Source organism: Stenotrophomonas sp. S41 (genome assembly GCF_016624625.1).
Taxonomy (GTDB): Bacteria; Pseudomonadota; Gammaproteobacteria; order Xanthomonadales; family Xanthomonadaceae; genus Stenotrophomonas.
Window position 1 is genome coordinate 1 of sequence record NZ_JACVTV010000015.1, and the last position, 19829, is coordinate 19829.

At 67.1% G+C, this 19829-nt stretch carries 15 protein-coding genes; 12 read left to right on the forward strand and 3 right to left on the reverse strand.

The genetic code is table 11. The annotated features are described in order from the left end of the window. Positions 1-230 precede the first annotated feature (230 nt). Positions 231-1220: a fumarylacetoacetate hydrolase family protein gene (locus tag IAE56_RS05355; RefSeq protein ID WP_200751758.1), complete on the forward strand. Its 990-nt coding sequence runs from the start codon at positions 231-233 to the stop codon at positions 1218-1220. Between the two features lie 14 nt (positions 1221-1234). Next, positions 1235-1918: a maleylacetoacetate isomerase gene (gene maiA / locus IAE56_RS05360; protein ID WP_200751759.1), complete on the forward strand. Its 684-nt coding sequence runs from the start codon at positions 1235-1237 to the stop codon at positions 1916-1918. A gap of 33 nt (positions 1919-1951) precedes the next feature. On the opposite strand, the gene IAE56_RS05365 is transcribed toward maiA, so the two are convergent. The 3 genes from IAE56_RS05365 to IAE56_RS05375 form a co-directional block, all read right to left on the reverse strand. After that, positions 1952-3451, reverse strand: a complete 1500-nt coding sequence (locus IAE56_RS05365; RefSeq protein ID WP_200751760.1) for a UdgX family uracil-DNA binding protein — start codon at positions 3449-3451, stop codon at positions 1952-1954. Continuing rightward, entirely contained in the window at positions 3432-4715 is a 1284-nt protein-coding gene (locus IAE56_RS05370; RefSeq protein ID WP_200751761.1) for a putative DNA modification/repair radical SAM protein, read from the reverse strand. The genes IAE56_RS05365 and IAE56_RS05370 overlap by 20 nt, the downstream gene beginning before the upstream one ends. 197 nt (positions 4716-4912) lie before the next feature. Beyond that, positions 4913-6043, reverse strand: coding sequence for a PilT/PilU family type 4a pilus ATPase (locus IAE56_RS05375; RefSeq protein WP_200751762.1), 1131 nt, complete (start codon positions 6041-6043; stop codon positions 4913-4915). Between the two features lie 121 nt (positions 6044-6164). Between IAE56_RS05375 and IAE56_RS05380 the strand changes: the two genes are divergently transcribed. The 10 genes from IAE56_RS05380 to IAE56_RS05425 all read left to right on the forward strand — a co-directional run bounded on the left by IAE56_RS05380 (position 6165) and on the right by IAE56_RS05425 (position 19823). Beyond that, positions 6165-6530, forward strand: a complete 366-nt coding sequence (locus IAE56_RS05380) for a DUF4398 domain-containing protein (RefSeq protein ID WP_108767637.1) — start codon at positions 6165-6167, stop codon at positions 6528-6530. Beyond that, a complete protein-coding gene (locus tag IAE56_RS05385) occupies positions 6527-7411 on the forward strand; it encodes a hypothetical protein (RefSeq protein WP_200751763.1) in 885 nt (294 codons plus the stop codon). The genes IAE56_RS05380 and IAE56_RS05385 overlap by 4 nt, the downstream gene beginning before the upstream one ends. 324 nt (positions 7412-7735) lie before the next feature. After that, positions 7736-7972 (forward strand): YdcH family protein, encoded by a 237-nt coding sequence (locus IAE56_RS05390; protein WP_079220527.1) that lies wholly within the window; start codon positions 7736-7738, stop codon positions 7970-7972. A gap of 455 nt (positions 7973-8427) precedes the next feature. Next, positions 8428-9798 carry a pyridoxal-phosphate dependent enzyme gene (locus IAE56_RS05395; RefSeq protein ID WP_108767639.1) on the forward strand — a complete coding sequence of 457 codons (1371 nt, stop codon included), beginning with the start codon at positions 8428-8430 and terminating at the stop codon, positions 9796-9798. 123 nt (positions 9799-9921) lie between these two features. Then, positions 9922-11103 carry a cystathionine gamma-synthase gene (locus tag IAE56_RS05400; RefSeq protein ID WP_200751764.1) on the forward strand — a complete coding sequence of 394 codons (1182 nt, stop codon included), beginning with the start codon at positions 9922-9924 and terminating at the stop codon, positions 11101-11103. A gap of 46 nt (positions 11104-11149) precedes the next feature. Continuing rightward, positions 11150-12508 carry a glycosyltransferase family 4 protein gene (locus tag IAE56_RS05405; protein ID WP_234455905.1) on the forward strand — a complete coding sequence of 453 codons (1359 nt, stop codon included), beginning with the start codon at positions 11150-11152 and terminating at the stop codon, positions 12506-12508. A gap of 192 nt (positions 12509-12700) precedes the next feature. Then, positions 12701-13495 carry an ABC transporter permease gene (locus tag IAE56_RS05410; protein WP_200751766.1) on the forward strand — a complete coding sequence of 265 codons (795 nt, stop codon included), beginning with the start codon at positions 12701-12703 and terminating at the stop codon, positions 13493-13495. Beyond that, positions 13492-14754: an ABC transporter ATP-binding protein gene (locus IAE56_RS05415; RefSeq protein ID WP_200751767.1), complete on the forward strand. Its 1263-nt coding sequence runs from the start codon at positions 13492-13494 to the stop codon at positions 14752-14754. Before IAE56_RS05410 ends, IAE56_RS05415 begins: the two co-directional genes overlap by 4 nt. Positions 14755-14763: 9 nt before the next feature. Next, complete coding sequence (locus IAE56_RS05420) at positions 14764-16173, forward strand: FkbM family methyltransferase (RefSeq protein ID WP_200751768.1); 1410 nt, start codon at positions 14764-14766, stop codon at positions 16171-16173. Continuing rightward, positions 16170-19823, forward strand: a complete 3654-nt coding sequence (locus IAE56_RS05425) for a glycosyltransferase (protein WP_200751769.1) — start codon at positions 16170-16172, stop codon at positions 19821-19823. The genes IAE56_RS05420 and IAE56_RS05425 overlap by 4 nt, the downstream gene beginning before the upstream one ends. Positions 19824-19829 lie beyond the last annotated feature (6 nt).

Genomic DNA, 19829 nt, shown 5'->3' on the forward strand with positions numbered 1-19829 from the left:
TACGGCGTCCCCGCAAACCCACAGTGCCCCGCCATCCCACGGAATGCCGCTTCGGCTCTTGATCTTCAGGTTGCCGGCCAGCGGCCGGCACTACCAGCAGGTGCAGGGCTGCAAGCCCTGCCGAACCCCCCACTACGGTAGGGTGGAGCGGATGCCGCGCTGCAGCTTGGCTAACCCGCGCATTTGATTACACTTGAAACTTGTTTGCCCACGACTCCGGACACCCACCCATGAAGCTTGGTTCTTTGAAGGAAGGCGGCCGCGACGGCACCCTGATCGTCGTCTCGCGTGACCTGCGCCTCGGCGTCCGCGCCACCGGCATTGCCGCCACCTTGCAGCAGGCCCTGGAAGACTGGAGCCACATCGCCCCGCGCCTGAACGCCCTGTACGAATCGCTGAATGCCGGCGACGCCGACGGCGTGTTCGACCTTGACCCGCAGGCCCTGGCCGCGCCGATGCCGCGCGCCTATGAATTCGTCGATGGCAGCGCCTACCTCCCGCACGTCGAGCGCGTGCGCCGCGCCCGTGGCGCCGAGGTGCCGGAAAGCTTCTACACCGACCCGCTGATGTACCAGGCCACCAGCGCCGGCTTCCATGGCCCGCGCGACGCGGTCAAGGTGGTCAGCGAGGAGTACGGCATCGACCTGGAAGCCGAGATCGTGGTCATCACCGACGACGTGCCGATGGCGGCCACCGCCGAACAGGCCGCTGGCCACATCCAGCTGGTCGGCCTGGTCAACGATGTCTCGCTGCGCAACCTGATCCCGGGCGAGCTGGCCAAGGGCTTCGGGTTCCTGCAGTCCAAGCCGCGCTCGGCGCTGTCGCCGGTGTTCGTCACCCCCGATGAGCTGGGCACCGCCTGGCAGGACAGCAAGGTGCACCTGCCGCTGCTGACCCACATCAACGGGAAGTGGTTCGGTGCGCCGGAAGCCGGCGTGGACATGCAGTTCAACTTCGCCCAGTTGGTCGCGCATGCAGCCAAGACCCGTCCGCTGGGTGCCGGCACCATCGTCGGCTCCGGCACCATCGCCAACGAGGACACCAGCAAGGGCGCCTCCTGCTTCGCCGAACAGCGCGTGGTGGAAACCCTGCGCGACGGCAAGCCGAGCACGCCGTTCATGTCCTTCGGCGACGTGGTGCGCATCGAGATGCTCGACGCCGAGGGTCACAGCATCTTCGGTGCGATCGAACAGCGCATCGAGCAGGCGGCCAAGCCCTGAGCACGGAGGCGGCGATGGACATCCTGGTTGACGACGGCCCGGTCGACGCCGGCCTCGTGCTGTACACCTACTGGCGATCCAGCGCCGCCTACCGCGTGCGCATCGGCCTTGAGCTGAAGGGCCTGGCCTGGGAGGGCCGGCCGGTGCACCTGGTGCGCGACGGTGGCGAGCAGCATGCCGACGCCTATGCCGCGCTCAACCCGCAGCAGCTGGTGCCCACCCTGCTGCATGACGGGCATGCGTTCACCCAGTCGCTGGCGATCCTCGAGTATCTCGATGAGCGCTACCCGCAGGTGCCGCTGCTGCCGGCCGATGCGGTCGGCCGCGCGCGGGTGCGGTCACTGGCCCAGCTGGTGGCCTGCGACATCCATCCGATCAACAACCTGCGGGTGATGCAGTACCTCGAACGCCGCCTGGAAGCACCGGCCGACGCGCGCACGCAGTGGACCCTGCACTGGATGGCCGACGGCTTCGCGGCGATGGAAGCGATGCTTGCGGGCAGCGCGGATACCGGCGTGTTCTGCCACGGCGACCGCCCTGGCCTGGCCGACATCTGCCTGCTGCCGCAGTTGTACAACGCGCACCGTTTCGGCCTGGACCTGACGCCATACCCGACCCTGCGCCGCATCGAAGCAGCCTGCCAGGCGTTGGACGCCTTCGACCGCGCCCGCCCGGAAAACCAGCCCGACGCCGCCTGACACGCCGCTTCGCTCGCCGGGCATGGCCCGGCGCTACCGGTCATCGTCCGGTGGTAGCGCCGGACGATGACCGGCGGATTCCACGTCGTCCGCCTGCAAACGGCGCAGGTCATCGCGGAACAGCCGGTAGGCGTCCTCGCGTCGCGCGTCATCGCTCTGTCGCAGCACCCACGCCGGGTGCACGGTGGCGTAGCCACGGGTACCGTCTTCCAGCGTGTGCCAGCGTCCGCGGTCGCGTGACAGCTGAAAGCCCGCGCCGAACACCGAGGCGGCAGCGGTCGCGCCCAGGCAGACGATCACCTGCGGCCGCACCCTTGCGATCTCGCCCAGCAGCCACGGCTGGCAGGCCCGCACATGGCGGCTCTCGGGGCGCTTGTGCAGGCGCACCTTGCCGCGCCGCTCGTGGTGGAAGTGCTTCACCGCATTGGTCAGGTACAGCGTGGCGCGGTCGATGCCGAGTTCGGCCAGGGCGCGGTCCAGCAACTGGCCTGCTGGACCCGCGAAGGGGCGGCCACAGAGATCCTCGGTATCGCCGGGCTGCTCGCCGATCACCATCACCCGTGCATCGGCCGGGCCCTGGCCGAACACCACCTGGGTGGCCGGCTCCCACAGCGGGCACTGCCGGCAGCCGGCGGCCTGGGCACGCAGCGCATCGAGGCTGTCCGCGCTTGATCCCGGTGATGGCAGCACCGCCGGTCGCTGCGGAATCTTCCGCTGCGGAGCCTGCGCGGGGCGGTCGTGCATTTCCTGCACGCGGTCGGCAGCGTCGCGCACCAGCCCCGGCAGCAGCTGCGCTTCGGGCAGGTGGCGCCAGTACCGCGCCGGCATCTCCTGCAGCATCATCCGGGTATTCAAGCGGGCCGGGTTGAAGATGCTGGCGTAGTAGGTCTGCCACAGCGATTCGCGCGCATCCTCGGCCGGTGCATCTTCGCGACGGGCACCGGGCCCGAAGGCCAGGGCCTGGCCATCCCAGTACACGCTGCGGCCAGGGGTGAGGATGGCCCAGCGCATGCCGGCGAAGCGGCGCGCGAAGAACGGCGCGACGCGCTCGACGATGTGGTGGTCCGGCTCGAACCACGCAATGAAGGCATCGGTCTGCCCGGGTACTTCGCGGAAGCGCACGAAGGCCTTCATCTTGTGGGTATCGCGGCGCACCGCCTGGGCCAGCGCCATTGCCCGCAGCACGTCGGCATCGGCCGGGTTGGAGAGCACGCGGCGCTCGCCGTGGGCGATGCGCCACAGCAGCCGGTATAGCAGGGCCAGGCGCTGCGGCTCGCGATGGCACAGGCAGGTCGCCGCCAGCTCCATGAAATCGCGCGGCACGCTGGGCGCGCTGGCGTCGGCGGGCAGGGGAGCCCCCTGCACCGATGGCGCGTCCAGCAGCGAGGCCTCGCCGCCTTCCAGCCAGTCCAGCTGCGCCGGTGCCACGCCGCGCAGCAGCGCCTCGCGCGCGGCATCGCGCCAGGCGTCCAGCGACCACGGCGGGTCCACCCGCAGCGACCAGCGCTGTGCGTCAGGCGGCGGGCGGTGCATCAAACAGCGAGCCCTGTCGTGGCGGCGGCGCCAGCTGTGCGCGCAACGCCGCCGGATCATCCAGCGCCTTGCGCGGGTGGTGGTCGGCCAGCAGCACGAACGGCAGCAGCTTGCTCATCGGGGCCTTCAACCGGGCCACGTCGGCCACCCGCAGGCGACCGTGCCGGCGCGCCATCAGCACCCGCTTCACATTGCGCACGCCGAGCCCGGGCACGCGCAGCAGCAGCTCCTTCGGCGCGCGATTCAGATCCACCGGGAAACGCTCGGGGTGGCGGATCGCCCAGGCCATCTTCGGGTCGATGTCCAGGTCCAGCATGCCGTCCTGGGTGGTATCGGTGATTTCCTCCACGCCGTAACCGTAGAAGCGCAGCAGCCAGTCGGCCTGGTACAGGCGATGCTCGCGCTGCAGCGGGGGCGGCTGCAGTGGCAGCTGGCGGCTGGCATCGGGAATGGGGCTGAAGGCCGAGTAATACACCCGGCGCATGCGGTAGTTGCCGTACAGCGCGTCGGCACTGGCCAGGATCTGCTGGTCGTTGGCCCCGTCGGCGCCGACGATCATCTGCGTGCTCTGCCCGGCCGGGGCGAAGCGCGGCGGGCGAGGGCGCGCGCTGCGGGTGGCCGTTGGCGCGACCACGGCCGGCGCCTTGCGCGCCTCCTTGGCCTCGTCGATGCGCCAGCGCAGCTCGCCCATGGCGCCGCGGATCGAGTGCACGGTCTTTTCCGGTGCCAGCGCGTTCAGCCCGGCCTCGGTCGGCAGCTCCACGTTGATTGACAGGCGGTCGGCGTAGCGCCCGGCGCTGGCCAACAGCTCGGGCGAGGCCTCGGGAATGGTCTTGAGGTGGATGTAGCCGGCGTAACGGTGCTCCTCGCGCAGCTGCCGCGCCACTTCCACCATCTGTTCCATGGTGTAGTCGGCATTGCGGATGATGCCGCTGGAAAGGAACAGGCCCTCGATGTAGTTGCGCTTGTAGAAGTCCAGGGTCAGTGCCACCACCTCGTCCACGCTGAAGCGCGCCCGCGGCACGTTGCTGGACACGCGGTTCACGCAGTAGGCGCAGTCGTAGACGCAGAAATTGGTCAGCAGGATCTTCAGCAGGGACACGCAGCGGCCGTCCGGCGTGTAGCTGTGGCAGATGCCCATGCCTTCGGTGCTGCCGATGCCGCCGCTGGCGCGCGAGTCGCGCTTGCCCGCGCCGCTGGAGGCGCAGGAGGCGTCGTACTTGGCGGCGTCGGCGAGGATGGCCAGCTTGCGGATGGTTTCCATTGAGGAAACCTACGGACAGGCGGTCTCATTGGATGAGACCGCCCCTTAATCCTTCAGGATTCCGCCCGGGGGGGGCCCCCCCCCCCCCCCCGGGCGGCGGCCCCCGCTCGGGGGGCCCCCCCGCCGCCCCGGGCCCCCCCCCCCCGCGGGGGGGGGGCCCCCGCCCCCCCCCCCCCCCCCCCCCGCGTCCGTGCGGCTCAGAAGCCGTGGGTGATGCTGGTCTGGGTGGGCGAGGAGAAATCTGCGTACGGGTCATGCTCGCCGCTGCCACCCTCGGACAGGCGGAACTTCAGGGCCAGGCCGTCGCGTGAGTCGGCTGCGCGCAGCGCTTCCTCCTGCTCGATCACCCCGTTCTTGGCCAGGCGGAACAGGCACTGGTCGAAGCTCTCCATGCCTTCCTCCAGCGAGGATTCCATCGCCGCCTTGATCTCGTGCACCTGGCCGCGGCGCAGCAGGTCGCGGATCATCGGGGTGTTGATCAGCACCTCGGTGGCCGGCAGGCGACGGCCCTCCTTGTTCTTCACCAGGCGCTGGCTGACCACCGCGCGCAGGTTCAGCGCCAGGTTCATCAGCACGTTCTTGTGCGCGCTTTCCGGGAAGAAGTTGAGGATGCGCTCGATGGTCTGGTCGGCGTTGTTGGAGTGCAGGGTGGCCAGGCACAGGTGGCCGGTCTCGGCGAAGGCGATGGCCGCCTCCATCGTCTCGGCATCCAGGATCTCGCCGATCAGGATCACGTCCGGCGCTTCACGCATCGCGTTCTTCAACGCGTTGTGGAAGGCATGGGTGTCCAGGCCGACCTCACGCTGGTTGACGATCGACATCTTGTGCTTGTGCAGGTACTCGATCGGGTCCTCGATGGTGAGGATGTGCCCGGTGGTCGTACTGTTGCGGTGGTCGATCATCGACGCCAGCGAAGTGGACTTGCCCGAGCCGGTGGACCCCACCACCAGCACCAGCCCACGCGGGGTCATGATGACGTCCTTCAACACCTGCGGCAGGTTGAGCTCTTCGATGCTCGGAATCCGGCTGCGGATGGCGCGGATGACCATGCCGACCTCGCCCCGCTGCTTGAACACATTGACACGGAAGCGCCCGGCATCGGCCAGGGCGATGGCCATGTTGAGTTCCAGCTCGCGCTCGAACTGGGGCACCTGGCCCTCGTCCATCAGCGAATAGGCGATTTTCTTGACCATGCCCGGCGGCAGCCCGGTGTTGCCGAGCGGGTACAGCTTGCCCTCGATCTTGATGTAGACCGGCGCACCGGTGGTCAAGAACATGTCCGAAGCGTTCTTTTCGGTCATCAGCTTCAGGAAGTAGCCGATATCCATTGCGAGTTTTCCCCAACGAAACTGCCGGCGCCCGTTGCAAGCACGGTGTCGGCTTGACGACAATGGCCGTGAACCGACAACCGGTACGGCCTCCCCAATGAAACGACTTAGCTTCGCACGAATGCGCCACAGCCTGTATGTGATGGCGTTTGCATTCGCACTCTCTGCTCCCGTCTGGGCGCAGGATGGCGCACAGGAACTGGCCCAGGCCCGGCAGGCGGTGGACAAGGCCACCCAGGCCGACGCCGACCAGTACGCCCCGGACCTGATCAGCCTGGCCCGCCAGGGCCTGGAGCAGGCCCAGCGCGCCGCCGGCGACCGCCGCGAGCGCAAGAACGCCCCGGCACTGGCCCTGCGCGCCGCTGCCGATGCCGACCTGGCCCGTGCCCGCAGCGAGGAAGCCACCGCCACGGCCCAGCTGCAGCTGCGCCGCAACGAGGTCAACCAGCTGCAGCGCCAGCTGTCGACCGGGGAGGACCGCCGATGAAGTCGATCTCCGCCCTGGCCCTGGCCACCGCGCTGGCCTTGCCGGCCCTGGCTGTCGCCGCCGACAACCCGATGGTTGGCCAGCTGAGCCAGCGCCTGATGAACATCCAGGCCAATCCCGACACCGCTGAGCTGGCCGCCTTCGAGCGCATGCAGGCCCAGCAGGCCATCGCCACCCTGGACAAGGCCAAGCGCCGCGACCAGGAACTGGCCACCTACCTGGCCGAGCGCCGGGTCGAGATTGCCGAAACCAGTGTGCGCGCCGCCCTGGCCGCCCGCGAGGTCGACCGCCTGGACCGCACCCGCAGCGACCTGCTGATCGAAGCCAGCCGCCGCGATGCGGCCCGCGCCCGCCAGGAAGCCGAGCAGCTGCGCATGCAGGCCCAGATGCAGGCCGAGGAGGCCGAGCGCCTGCGCCAGGCCGCCGAAGCCGAGACCCTGGCCCGCCAGGATGCCGAGAACGCCCTGACCAGCGTGGCCGGCAAGCAGCAGCAGCGCCTCAGCTCGGCCCAGCAGAACGCCGCCAAGCTGGCCCGCGAGGAAGCCGAGCTGGTGTCCGGGCAGAAGCTGCCGGGGTCGAAGTTCGACGCCCGCGGCGAGGTCTTCACCCTCGGTGGCGATGCCTTCGGTGCCGGTGCGGCCAGCCTGTCCGGCGGTGCGAAGAACCAGGCCAAGGCCCTGGCCGAGTACCTGAACATCGGCAAGAAGGGCCGGGTCCGCATCGAGGCCTATGACAGCGCCAATGGCGTCGGCCAGAAGCGTGCCGAAGCCCTGCGTGATGCGCTGGTCTCAGCCGGTGTCGCCAACAGCCGGATCCAGGTCAGCGGCAAGAAGGCAGCGTCCACCAAGGCCCGCTCGGCCGAGGTCATCGTCGCCCCGTAATTGCTTGAATTCGTTTGTTTTTCGTTGCATTGAGCATTCAGCCTGAACCCCGCCCCGGCGGGGTTCGGTCTTTTTGTCGCGGGGGTCTTGTACCCGGCCCGGAGCAGGCGTAGGGTCAATCGTCCGGGACGCAATGCCGCGGACCGGACGATGGGAGGGCCGGGCCGATGAAAGCAGGGCGCGAACCGCAGCAGACCGACGTGCGCAGGCCAGTGTCGCAGGTCGTTGTGGGCACCCATGTGGCAATCGACCGGCGCTCCTCCATGAACAACGCCCCGTGCCTTGCGGCCGGGGCGTTCGTGTATCTGTCGAAGGAGGTCCATCATGTTTGAAGATCAGCCCCAGAGCGAGATCGACGCCCGTCGCGCGCGTGATCCGGAGTTCCGGGCACTCCATGACCAGCACCGCAAGTTGAACAAGAAGTGCATGGACGCGGAGTTGGGTGTACTCCCGATCGATGATGTCACCCTGGGTCGCATGAAGCGCGAGAAGCTGCTGGCCAAGCAACGCCTTCTGCGTATGTACGAAACACCGCTCGCAACGACGTCCCCCACGCACTGACGCTCTGGTCGCGCCGGGAACGGCGTGACCCGGCCAACGATGGCCCCGCGGTTGCCGGCAACGGCGGCCGCGCCAAGGCACCACAGGCGGTGGTGCCTTGGCTCGCAGGCAACGGCCTGCACCCGTACATTCCTTCAGTCCACCGATGCGGGCGGTACTGGTCTCCTCGTCGATCCGGGGCCGTCCGCATCCCCTTGGGCCGCCAGCCGGGCGCTCATTGCCCTGGCAGGTGCCGACCGAGCCCTGTTGGGGCCGACCGCACCCTGGTGGGTGGCCCCCCGGGGGGGGGCCCCCCCCCCCGGCCGGGGGGGTGGGGGGGGGGGGGGGGGGGGGGGCCCCCCCCCCCCGGGGGGGGGCCCCCGGTTGGGGGGCCACGCCAGCGGCTCCTGACTTTCGCAGCCATCCGGCGGATAATCGTCTGTCCGGCCCAGCGTGGCGCGAAGCGAAGTTTCCGAATGCCCATCCATTCCTCCGTCCTCGAACTCATCGGCCAGACCCCCATCGTCAAGGCCCAGCGCCTGGATACCGGTGTCTGCGAGCTCTACCTGAAGCTCGAGAACGCCAACCCGGGCGGATCGATCAAGGACCGCATCGGTCTGTCGATGATCGAAGCAGCGGAACAGCGCGGCGACCTCAAGCCCGGCGCGACCCTGGTCGAAGGCACTGCCGGCAATACCGGCCTGGGCCTGGCACTGGTGGCGCAGCAGAAGGGCTACAAGCTGATCCTGGTCGTGCCCGACAAGATGAGCCGCGAAAAGATCTTCAACCTGAAGGCGATGGGCGCCGAAGTGCGCCTGACCCGTTCGGACGTGGCCAAGGGCCACCCGGAGTACTACCAGGACCTGGCCAAGACCATCGCCGACCAGACCCCGGGCGCGTACTTCATCAACCAGTTCGGCAACCCGGACAACCCGGCCGCGCACGAATTCGGCACCGGCCCGGAAATCCTCGAGCAGATGGGCGGTGACCTCGACGCCATCGTGTTCGGCTGCGGCAGCTCCGGCACCATGACCGGCCTGTCGCGCGCCTTCGCCACGCTGTCGCCGAAGACCGAGCTGGTGCTGGCCGATCCGGTCGGCTCGATCCTCGCCGAGTACATCAACGACGGCAACCTGAACGACAAGTCGGGCAGCTGGCTGGTGGAAGGCATCGGCGAGGACTTCCTGCCGTCGATCTCCGACTTCAGCCGCGTCAAGAAGGCGTATGCCATCACCGATGCCGAGAGCTTCCACACCGCCCGCGAGCTGCTGGGCAAGGAAGGCATCCTCGGTGGTTCGTCCACCGGCACCCTGCTGGCAGCGGCCCTGAAGTACTGCAAGGAACAGACCACGCCGAAGAAGGTGCTGGTGCTGGTGTGTGACACCGGCAACAAGTACCTGTCGAAGATGTACAACGACTACTGGATGCTGGACAACGGCTTCCTGGAGCGCCCGCAGCACGGCGACCTGCGCGACCTGATCCTGCGCCCGTACGGCCAGCGCGACACCGTGGTGATCGGCCCGAACGACCTGCTGACCACCGCCTACCAGCGCATGAAGCTGTACGACGTGTCGCAGCTGCCGGTGATGGACGGCGACCAGCTGGTCGGCATCGTCGATGAAAGCGACGTGCTGCTGCATGTCTACGGTGACGAGGCCCGCTTCCGCGATCCGGTGGCCACGGCCATGGTCAGCAAGCTGGACCGCCTGGACGTGAAGTCGCCGATCGAGGCCCTGCTGCCGGTGTTCGACCGCGGCCAGGTGGCCATCGTGATGGATGGCGGCACCTTCCTCGGCCTGATCACCCGTATCGACCTGTTGAACTACCTGCGCCGTCGCGTGCAGTAAGCAGTAGATCGCTACCGATTCCCGCTGAATCCCGGTTTATTCGCGTCAAAGCCTGTTAAGGCGGCGCTGATAGACTCCCGGTCCTTTGACGGCGCCGTACGTCGGCGCCATTCAGGAAACGACATGTCCAACCCTTCTTCGCCCGACCGCGCGCTGGCCCTGGCCACGCTGGCCATCCATGGCGGCCAGTCGCCCGACCCGAGCACCGGCGCGGTGATGCCGCCGATCTACGCCACCTCGACCTATGCGCAGTCCAGCCCGGGCGAGCATCAGGGCTTCGAATACTCGCGCACGCACAACCCGACCCGCTTCGCCTATGAGCGCTGCGTGGCCTCGCTGGAAGGCGGCACCCGTGGCTTCGCCTTCGCCTCGGGCATGGCGGCAACCTCCACCGTGATCGAGCTGCTGGACGCCGGCAGCCACGTGGTGGCGATGGACGACATCTACGGCGGCAGCTTCCGCCTGTTCGAGCGTGTGCGTCGCCGCACCGCCGGCCTGGATTTCAGCTTCGTCGACCTGACCGACCTGTCGGCCTTCGAGGCGGCGATCACGCCCAACACGAAGATGGTCTGGATCGAGACCCCGACCAACCCGATGCTGAAGATCGTGGACATCGCCGCGGTGGCCGCCATCGCCAAGCGCCATGGCCTGATCGTGGTGGTCGACAACACCTTCGCCTCGCCGATGCTGCAGCGTCCGCTGGAACTGGGCGCGGACCTGGTCCTGCATTCGGCCACCAAGTACCTCAACGGCCATTCGGACATGGTCGGCGGCATGGTGGTGGTGGGCGACAACGCCGACCTGGCCGAGCAGATGGCCTTCCTGCAGAACTCGGTGGGGGGCGTGCAGGGCCCGTTCGACAGCTTCCTGGCCCTGCGTGGCCTGAAGACCCTGCCGCTGCGCATGAAGGCGCACTGCGCCAACGCGCTGGCCCTGGCCCAGTGGCTGGACAAGCACCCGGCGGTGGAGAAGGTGATCTACCCGGGCCTGCCTTCGCACCCGCAGCATGAACTGGCCGGCAAGCAGATGGCCGGCTACGGCGGCATCGTCTCGATCGTGCTCAAGGGCGGTTTCGAGGCGGCCAAGCGCTTCTGCGAGAAGACCGAACTGTTCACCCTGGCCGAGTCGCTGGGCGGCGTGGAAAGCCTGGTCAACCACCCGGCAGTGATGACCCACGCCTCGATCCCGGTGGCACGCCGCGAACAGCTGGGCATCAGCGATGCGCTGGTGCGCCTGAGCGTGGGCGTGGAAGACCTGGGGGATCTGCAGGTGGATCTGGAAGGCGCGCTTTCCACCCATGGTTGATCGCAATGTCCCGCGCCCCGCGGGCGGGGGGGCATCGACGGCCGCCTTGGCACTGCTGGGCCTGTCGGCCTGGATCCGCCGCCAGGGCTGGCTCCGCGCGCTGCATCGTCACCTGCCGCAACGCTGGCGCGATGGGGCCTCAAGCCTGCTGGGCGCTGGGGCCAGCGCGCATGCGCGGTTTCCGCGCAGCCCACGCTGGGACGTGACCCCGGACGTGCGCGCACCGCTGGCCGAGCACGTGGATCCAGCGCTTGCAGGCCGTGGTGTGAACATTCTCGGCTACATCCGCGGCCAGTTTGGCGTGGCCGAGAGCGCACGCCTGTATGCGCGCGCCCTGATTGACTGCGGCGTCGATGTTGCCCTGTACGACATCGACCTCGGCCTTGCGCACGGCTGGGACGACCGCAGCCTGGAGCCATGGATCGGCGAGGAGACCCCGCACCCGGTCAGCATCATCTTCGTCAACCCGGATTACCTGCAGCCTGCACTGGCGCATATCGGTGCCGAGCGCCTGCGTGGCCGCTACCTCATTGCCTGCTGGTTCTGGGAGCTGGAGACCGTGCCTGCTGAATGGGTGCAGGCCATGGAACAGGTGGACGAGATCATGGTGGCGAGCCACTTCGTGGAGCAGGCGTTCCTGCGCGCCACCCGCAAGCCGGTGACGCGGGTGCCGATGCCGCTCGGGCCGCAACCGGACAGCGGCCTGGAGCGCGCCGATTTCGGTCTGGAAGCTGGATGCTTCACCTTCCTGGCAACCTTCGATTTCAATTCCTGGGTCGCCCGCAAGAATCCTTTCGCGGTGCTGGCGGCATTCAAGGAAGCCTTCGCTGATGGTCGCCAGGATGTGCGCCTGCTGATCAAATCCAGCAATGGTTTCCGCCATCCGCAACCGTTTGGCGAACTGCTGCGGGAGGCTGGCTCCGACCCGCGGATCATCATCCGTGACGATGTCATCGACCGTGCCCACGTCAATGCACTGCAGCGCTGTTGCGACGCCTACGTCTCGCTGCATCGCGCCGAAGGCTTCGGGCTCGGCCTGGCAGAGTGCATGGCCATGGGCAAACCGGTGATCGCCACCGGCTGGTCGGGCAACCTGGATTTCATGGATGAGGACTGCGCCGCGCTGGTGCGGTATGCGCTTGTGCCGGTGAAGGCGGGGGAGTACCCGCATCCGCAGGGGCAGCGCTGGGCGGCACCTGACACGGGACACGCGGCGCAGTGGATGCGGCAGCTGGCCGATGACCCCGCTGGCGCCCGTGAACTGGGTGAACGAGGTCGTCAGCGCGTCCTGGCGGCGCTGTCACCCAATGCGGTCGCTCGCCAGTTGATGGAGCGGATCAGCCGGATCGAGGCCGCCATGGCATCCTCCCGCGAGCCGCGGTCCCTGCCCGGAACCCGCCCATGATCCAGCCGGCCGTGGTCGTCACCTTGTGTATCTCCGTGTCCCCGCATGCTGCGCAGTCGTGCCGGCATCCATTGTTGTCCACAACTGCGGCTGCGTGGCCGCCAGCGGGGCGCTGCATGCCCCCTGAAACACCTCGACGAGTATGAACGACATGTCTTTGAATCAATGGTCCTGCAGGAAAGGGGTACGCGCATGCTGGGTATGCTGAAGGCGCTCTGGAGCTATCGCTACTTCATCTTCTCCTCGATCAAGAACGAACTGCGGCTGCGCTTCATCCGCAGCCGCCTGGGTGCGCTGTGGATGATCATCCACCCGCTGATGCAGGTGCTGATCTTTGCCACCATCCTGTCCGAAGTGCTGGCGGCCAAGCTGCCGGGCATCGATGACAAGTACGGTTATGCCCTGTATCTGATGGCCGGTACGCTGTGCTGGAACCTGTTCTCTGAAACGATCGGCAAGTCGGTGAACCTGTTCGTGGACAGCGGCAACCTGATGAAGAAGATGTCGTTCCCGCGCATCTGCCTGCCCTTCATCGCCGGCGGCACCATGCTCGTCAACAATCTGCTGCTGCTGTTGGCCATCTTCGCGGTGTTTGCGGTGATGGGCCACATGCCGACCGCCGAGGTCGTCTGGCTGCCCGCGTTGATGCTGCTCACGCTGGCGTTCTCCATGTCGATGGGCCTGTTGCTGGGCGTGCTCAACGTCTTCATGCGCGACATCGGGCAGGTGGTACCGGTGGTGCTGCAGGCGTTGTTCTGGCTGACGCCGATCGTCTACCACATCACCATTCTTCCCGAGCGCGTACAGGCCATCTTCAGGCTGAATCCGCTGCTGCCGCTGGTGACCAGCTACCAGAACGTACTCCTGTTCGACAAACCGCCCGTCTGGGGTGACCTGCTGTGGCTGTGCGTGGCGACCCTGGTCCTGGCCGCCGCCGCGTTGGTGATGTTCCGTCGGGCAAGCCCGGAAATGGTGGATGCGCTATGAGTGGTGAACTGAGGGTCGACAATGTCGGCAAGGCGTATCGCGTCTGGAAGAGCGAATGGCTGCGCGCTGCGCGCTGGTTTGGCGTGCCGACCAAGCCGCGCGAGGAAAACTGGGTCCTGCGCAACGTGTCCTTCACCATTGCGCCGGGCGAAGCGGTGGGTGTGATCGGCCAGAACGGTGCGGGCAAGAGCACGCTGCTCAAGCTCATCACCGGCACCGCCCAGCCCACCGAGGGGCGGGTCACCCGTACCGGCCGCGTCGCGGCGATCCTTGAACTGGGCATGGGCTTCAACCCCGACCTGACCGGTCGCCAGAATGCTTTCCATTCGGCGGGCCTGATGGGCTATCCGCAGGACCAGATCGAAGCGGCCATGCCGGAGATCGAGGCGTTCGCCGAAGTGGGCGACTACTTCGACCAACCCGTACGCACGTACTCCAGCGGCATGCAGGTTCGTGTCGCGTTCGCGGTGGCCACCGCGTTCACTCCGGACCTGCTGATCGTCGACGAAGCCTTGTCGGTGGGCGACAGCTACTTCCAGCACAAGAGTTTCGACCGCATGCGGCGGTTCCGCGACCAGGGCACCTCCATCATGCTGGTGTCGCACAGCCTGGGCGACGTCAAGGCGCTGTGCGATCGTGCCATCCTGCTCGACAAGGGGCAGGTGCTGAAGGACGGTTCGCCTGATGAGGTCATCGACTTCTACAACGCGCTGATCGCCAAGAAGGAAAACGAGTCGCTGTCGGTGGAGCAGCGCCGGCAGGCGTCCGGCTGGGTGACGACGCGCAGCGGCTCCGGCCAGGCGCGCGTGGCGTCGTTGCGCCTGCTTGATGCCCATACCGGACAGGAAGTGAAGCTGGCCACCGTTGGCCAGAAGCTGCGTCTGGAGCTGGAGGCGGTGGTCAGCGCCGAGCTGCCCAGTCTCGTGCTGGGCTTCATGATGCGCGACAAGCAGGGGCACGTGATCTGGGGCAGCAACACCTGGCACACCCGCCAGGTGCAGCAGGACGTCCGCCCCGGCGAGCGCGTGGTGTTCCATCTCGATTTCACCTGCACGCTCGGCCCGGGTTCGTACTCCGTGTCGCCGGCACTGGTGAGCACCGAGACGCACATGGTCGACAACTTCGAGTGGGTGGACAACCTGCTGGTGTTCGACGTGATGAACGCCGACCAGACCACCTTCATCGGCTCCAACTGGCTCGACGCGGCCTTCCGTGTCGAGCGTGACGCCGCGCCCGTTCCTGGCACCCAGGCGGACTGAACCACGACCATGTCCAGATTGATTTCCTACGCGCAGAATTTCGAAGACGTGATGCTTTGGCGCGCGCTGTCGCACGTCCGCAACGGCTGCTATGTCGACGTGGGTGCACAGAGCCCCGATACCGATTCGGTGAGCCGCCTGTTCTATGAGCAGGGCTGGCGTGGCGTGCACGTGGAGCCAACCCCGCAGTACGCCAACCTGCTGCGCGAGCGCCGCCCCGATGAAGTGGTGCTGCAGGTTGCCGTCGGTGATCGCCCTGGCATCCTGCAGTTCTTCAGCATCGCCGATACCGGCCTGAGCACCACGGATGCGGCCATGGCCGCGCAGTACCGCGAGCAGGGGTTCCAGGTCAGTGATGTCCGCGTGCCTGCCGTGACCCTGGATACCGTGCTGGACCAGATCAGCGACACGCCCGTGCACTGGCTCAAGATCGACGTCGAAGGTGCCGAGGCGCTGGTGATCGACGGCTGGAAGCGCGGCGGCCCACGGCCCTGGCTGCTTGTCATCGAGAGCACGCGTCCGCTCAGTCCGGAGCAGGTCCACTCGGCATGGGAGCCGGCGGTCCTTGCACACGGCTATCAGTTCGTCTATTTCGACGGTCTCAATCGCTTCTATGTCAGCGACGAGCACCCTGAACTGAAGGCCGCGTTCGCGTCCGGGCCCAATGTATTCGACGACTTCTGGCTCAGTTCGAATTCGCAGTTCTGCGGCCTGGTCAATACCCACTACAGCCAGCTGCAGGCCGATACCGACGCGCAGCGTGCCGCGCTGGAGGCGCAGGTGGCCGAGGCGCAGCAGCGATGCACCCAGCTGCAGTCCGAACTGCAGGCGGGTGCCGCCGACATGGAGCGCCAGCGCAATGAACATGCGCGCGCGATGAACGCCATGGTCGATTCGCAGCATCGCATCCTCGCCGAACACCGCGCGGTGCTGGCCACTGCTGCGGAAGAATCCGAGCGTGAACTGGGCGCCCTGGCGAAGCAGATCACCGCCGGACAGCATGAGGCCCATCGCTGGTGGCTGGCCCACGAGCACCTGTTGGCCGAGCTGGACGCAATGAAACGCAGCCGGTCGTGGCAGCTGACGCGTCCCTTCCGTGCCGTCCGCAACCGGCTCTCGGCAAGTGCGTTGGGTCGGATGAAGCGAGCGGTGCGGCCGGCCACGCTGCGGCTGTTGAAGCTCGCCGTTGCCTCGCCCGGCCTGCGTCGGATCACCAAGCCGGTGGTCGCACGCATTCCCTTCCTCTACAACCGCCTGTATGCCCTTGCGGTGCACGAGCAGTTGTTCGAGATGGAGCGCCAGCGCCTTGCCGTGCTGGAGGGCAAGGAGCGCGACCACGATGTCGTCTATCTGGACAAGCGGGCCACACGCGTGCTCGCTGATCTGAAGCAAACCCGGAATGCAAAGGCGACGCAATGAGAGTACTGATTGATCTGCAGGGTGCGCAGACCGAGAGCCGCTTCCGCGGTATCGGCCGCTATTCCACGTCGCTGGCCCAGGCGATGGCGCGCAATGCGGGCGACCATGAGATCTGGATAGCGGTCAATGGCACTTTCCCGGGTGGCATTGGTGAGATCCACGCGGCGATGGACGGACTGGTGCCCGCCCAGCGCATCCGCCAGTTCAACACCTTCGATGCCGTGGGCTGGCCCAACCCGGACCATGCATGGACCCGCAACGCTTCCGAGCTGATGTGGGAAGGGTTCCTCGACGGCCTGCAACCTGATTTCGTGCACGTCTCCAGCCTGTTCGAAGGCGCGCAGGGCGGTGCGGTCAACTCGATCGGCAAGCTGCCCGGTCCACGCCCGGCGACGGCGGTGACCCTGTACGACCTGATTCCGCTGCTGAACCCCGATGCCTACCTGGCATCCGACTGGGTGCGCTCGTGGTACATGGACAAGGTGGAGTCGCTCAAGCGCGCCGACCTGCTGCTGTCGATCTCCCAGCACGCACGCGAAGAAGCGCTGGGAGCGCTGTCGCTGGACCCCGCGCGTGTGGTCAACATGTCCTCGGCCATCTCGCCGCACTTCCAGCCCCGCCAGATGGGCGAGGTCGAGCGCGCGATGCTCGTGTCGCGCTTCGGCATCCACGGCCGCTACGTGATGTACAGCGGTGCGATGGAGCCGCGCAAGAACGCCGAGGGCCTGTTGAAGGCCTTTGCGATGCTGGGTGATGCCATCCTCGGCAATACCCAGCTGGTGATCGCAGGCAAGGTCTCGGAGATTGATCGGCGCAGGTTCGATGCGACTGCAGCGCAGCTTGGAATCTCCAACCAGGTGGTCTACACCGGTTTCATCACTGACGACGAGTTGATTGCGTTGTACAGCGGTGCCGGTGTGTACGTATTCCCGTCCCTGCATGAGGGGTTCGGCCTGCCGGCGCTGGAAGCAATGGCCTGCGGTGCACCCACCATCGGTTCCAATACCACCAGCGTGCCGGAGGTCATCGGCCGCAAGGACGCGCTGTTCGATCCCCGCGATCCGGCAATGATCGCCGCGTCCATCCGCCGGGTGCTGGAGGATGCAGACTTTGCCGCGGAACTTCGGGCATTCGCGCCGACCCAGGCAGCACGGTTCTCGTGGGATGCCACCGCCCTCACGGCGTTGTCGTCGATGGAGTCGGTTGCCGCAGGACGCCCTCGCAGGACGCGCAGCTGGCCGGCTTCGGCCGCATCGCTGGAGGCGGGCTATCGTCGAATCGTCGAATCGATCGGTGCGCTTGATGGCGACGTGGGCGACGAGCAGATCCAGCAGGCAGCGGTCATGATTGCCGCCGGGACGGCCGACAATGAGGCGGTGGCCCGCGGCGGCGAGCTGCCGGCAGCGCTTTCATGGCGCGTCGAGGGCCCGTTCGACAGCAGCTACAGCCTGGCGCTGGTCAATCGTTGCCTTGCCGAGGCGCTGGCCGCACGCGGTCACCGCGTGGGCCTGCATTCCACCGAAGGCCCCGGTGATTTCGAACCGTCGCCGACATTCCTGGCGGACAACCCCCGCGTGGCCGCGTTGCACGAAGCGGTGAAGTCCCTGCCGGCGGCCACGGCCGATGTCACCAGTCGCCTGCTGTACCCGCCGCGGGTGGCCGACGTCGCTTCGCGCGTCAATCTCCTGCATGCCTATGCTTGGGAAGAAAGCGGTTTCCCGCAGCCGTGGGTGGAGGACTTCAACGATACGTTGCAGGGCATTTCCTGCCTCTCCGAGCACGTACGGAAGATCATGATCGACAGCGGCGTGTCCACGCCACTGGGTACGTGTGGCAGCGGTGTGGACCATTGGGATGAGGTAGCGGCCGATCCCAGCTACCCGGTGCCCGGTCATGGGTTCCGTTTCCTGCATGTCTCCTCCTGCTTCCCGCGCAAGGGCGTGGACGCGATGCTGGACGCGTATGGCAAGGCCTTCAGTCGATCCGATGACGTCTGCATGGTCATCAAGACCTTCGCAAATCCGCACAACGAGGTTCATGCCTGGCTGGCCGCTGCGCGCGCCGCCAAGCCGGACTATCCGGACGTGCATATCATCGAAGGTGACATCAGCGACGCCCAGCTCAAGCATCTTTACAGCGCCTGCAACGCGCTGGTGGCGCCCAGCAGGGCAGAAGGCTTCGGCCTGCCGATGGCCGAGGCGATGCTGATGGACCTGCCGGTGATCACCACGGCGTGGGGCGGCCAGCTGGATTTCTGCACGCCGCAGACGGCGTGGCTGGTCGACTACCAGTTCGTCCGCGCGCAGACTCATTTCCACCTGCACAACTCGGTGTGGGCCGAGCCTGACGTGGAGGCGCTGGCCAAGGCCATGCGCGAGGTTCACGGGAGTGATCCGCTGGTGGTGCGGCTGCGTACCGACGCCGCCAAGCGCCTGCTGCGCCGGAATTTCCGCTGGTCCGATGCGGCCGCGCGACTGGAGCAGAACGTGCGCGACTTCGCTGCCGAGCCGGTGCTGCCGGTTGCGCGCACCGGCTGGATCACCAGCTGGAACACGCGCTGCGGCGTAGCCACCTATGCCAGCAACCTGGTGGCGGGTGGCAGCACCCCCGTCGCCATCCTTGCGGCTGAAGCGGAGGACCGCACGTTCCAGGACGGCGCCGAAGTCACCCGCTGCTGGGCGCAGGGCGAGGGTGAACAGCTCCAACGCCTGGAGGCGGAGATTGACCGCCTGCGTCTGGACACGCTGGTCATCCAGTTCCAGTACGCCTTCTTCGACTTCCCGGCGTTCGCCGTGTTCCTGAAGCGACAGAAGCAGGCCGGGCGCGTGGTGATCGTGATGATGCACGCGACCGTTGACGCCAAGGAGAACCCCAGGAAGCAGCTGCGCTTCATTGCCGATGCACTGGCGGGCTGTGACCGCGTGCTGGTCCACTCCATCCACGACCTCAACCGTTTGAAGCGGTTGGGCGTGGAACGCAATACGGCCATGTTCCCGCACGGCATCATGGAACCGGCCGAGATTCCCGAGCGTGCTGCCACCTCGCGCCTGCGCATCGCGTCCTATGGCTTCTTCCTGCCCCACAAGGGGCTGCTGGAGCTGATCGATGCCGTGGGCCTGATGGTTGCCCGCGGCGTGGATGTGGAGCTGGTCATGGTCAACGCCGAGTACCCCGTGCCCGTGTCGGCCGAGCAGATCGGACAGGCGGTCGACCGCATCGCCCGCGCGGGCCTGCAGTCGCGCGTGCGGATGGTCACCGGGTTCCTGCGCGACCAGGAAAGCATGGCCGAGCTGGTCAAGGCCGACGTGGTGGTGTTCCCATACCAGGGCACCGGCGAATCGGCCAGTGGTGCGGTCCGCTACGGGCTGGCATCCGGAAAGCCTGTCGCCGTGACGCCTTTGGCCATTTTTGACGACGTCGGTGATGTGGTCCATCGCCTGCCGGGCACCACGCCGGAGGCGTTGGCGGAGGGGCTGGAGGCCTTGCTTGTTGCAGTGCGCAATGGCGATGCTGAGGTCGCCAGGACCCAGCAACGGGCCGAACAATGGCGTTCCGAACACAGGTATCCTGTGCTTGCGCGACGTCTGGAAACGATCAGTCGCCAGCTCCTGCGGCAGCGCCCCCTCGAGCCGAACTCCCCCAACACTTGATTAGCG

Coding starts and splice junctions, on each gene's coding strand:
- IAE56_RS05385 (WP_200751763.1), top strand. CDS start 6,527: ATGAAGTCGATCTCCGCCCTGGCCCTGGCCACCGCGCTGGCCTTGCCG.
- IAE56_RS05380 (WP_108767637.1), top strand. CDS start 6,165: ATGCGCCACAGCCTGTATGTGATGGCGTTTGCATTCGCACTCTCTGCT.
- maiA (WP_200751759.1), top strand. CDS start 1,235: ATGGACATCCTGGTTGACGACGGCCCGGTCGACGCCGGCCTCGTGCTG.
- IAE56_RS05400 (WP_200751764.1), top strand. CDS start 9,922: ATGTCCAACCCTTCTTCGCCCGACCGCGCGCTGGCCCTGGCCACGCTG.
- IAE56_RS05370 (WP_200751761.1), bottom strand. CDS start 4,715: ATGGAAACCATCCGCAAGCTGGCCATCCTCGCCGACGCCGCCAAGTAC.
- IAE56_RS05420 (WP_200751768.1), top strand. CDS start 14,764: ATGTCCAGATTGATTTCCTACGCGCAGAATTTCGAAGACGTGATGCTT.
- IAE56_RS05410 (WP_200751766.1), top strand. CDS start 12,701: ATGCTGGGTATGCTGAAGGCGCTCTGGAGCTATCGCTACTTCATCTTC.
- IAE56_RS05390 (WP_079220527.1), top strand. CDS start 7,736: ATGTTTGAAGATCAGCCCCAGAGCGAGATCGACGCCCGTCGCGCGCGT.
- IAE56_RS05355 (WP_200751758.1), top strand. CDS start 231: ATGAAGCTTGGTTCTTTGAAGGAAGGCGGCCGCGACGGCACCCTGATC.
- IAE56_RS05365 (WP_200751760.1), bottom strand. CDS start 3,451: ATGCACCGCCCGCCGCCTGACGCACAGCGCTGGTCGCTGCGGGTGGAC.
- IAE56_RS05425 (WP_200751769.1), top strand. CDS start 16,170: ATGAGAGTACTGATTGATCTGCAGGGTGCGCAGACCGAGAGCCGCTTC.
- IAE56_RS05415 (WP_200751767.1), top strand. CDS start 13,492: ATGAGTGGTGAACTGAGGGTCGACAATGTCGGCAAGGCGTATCGCGTC.
- IAE56_RS05375 (WP_200751762.1), bottom strand. CDS start 6,043: ATGGATATCGGCTACTTCCTGAAGCTGATGACCGAAAAGAACGCTTCG.
- IAE56_RS05395 (WP_108767639.1), top strand. CDS start 8,428: ATGCCCATCCATTCCTCCGTCCTCGAACTCATCGGCCAGACCCCCATC.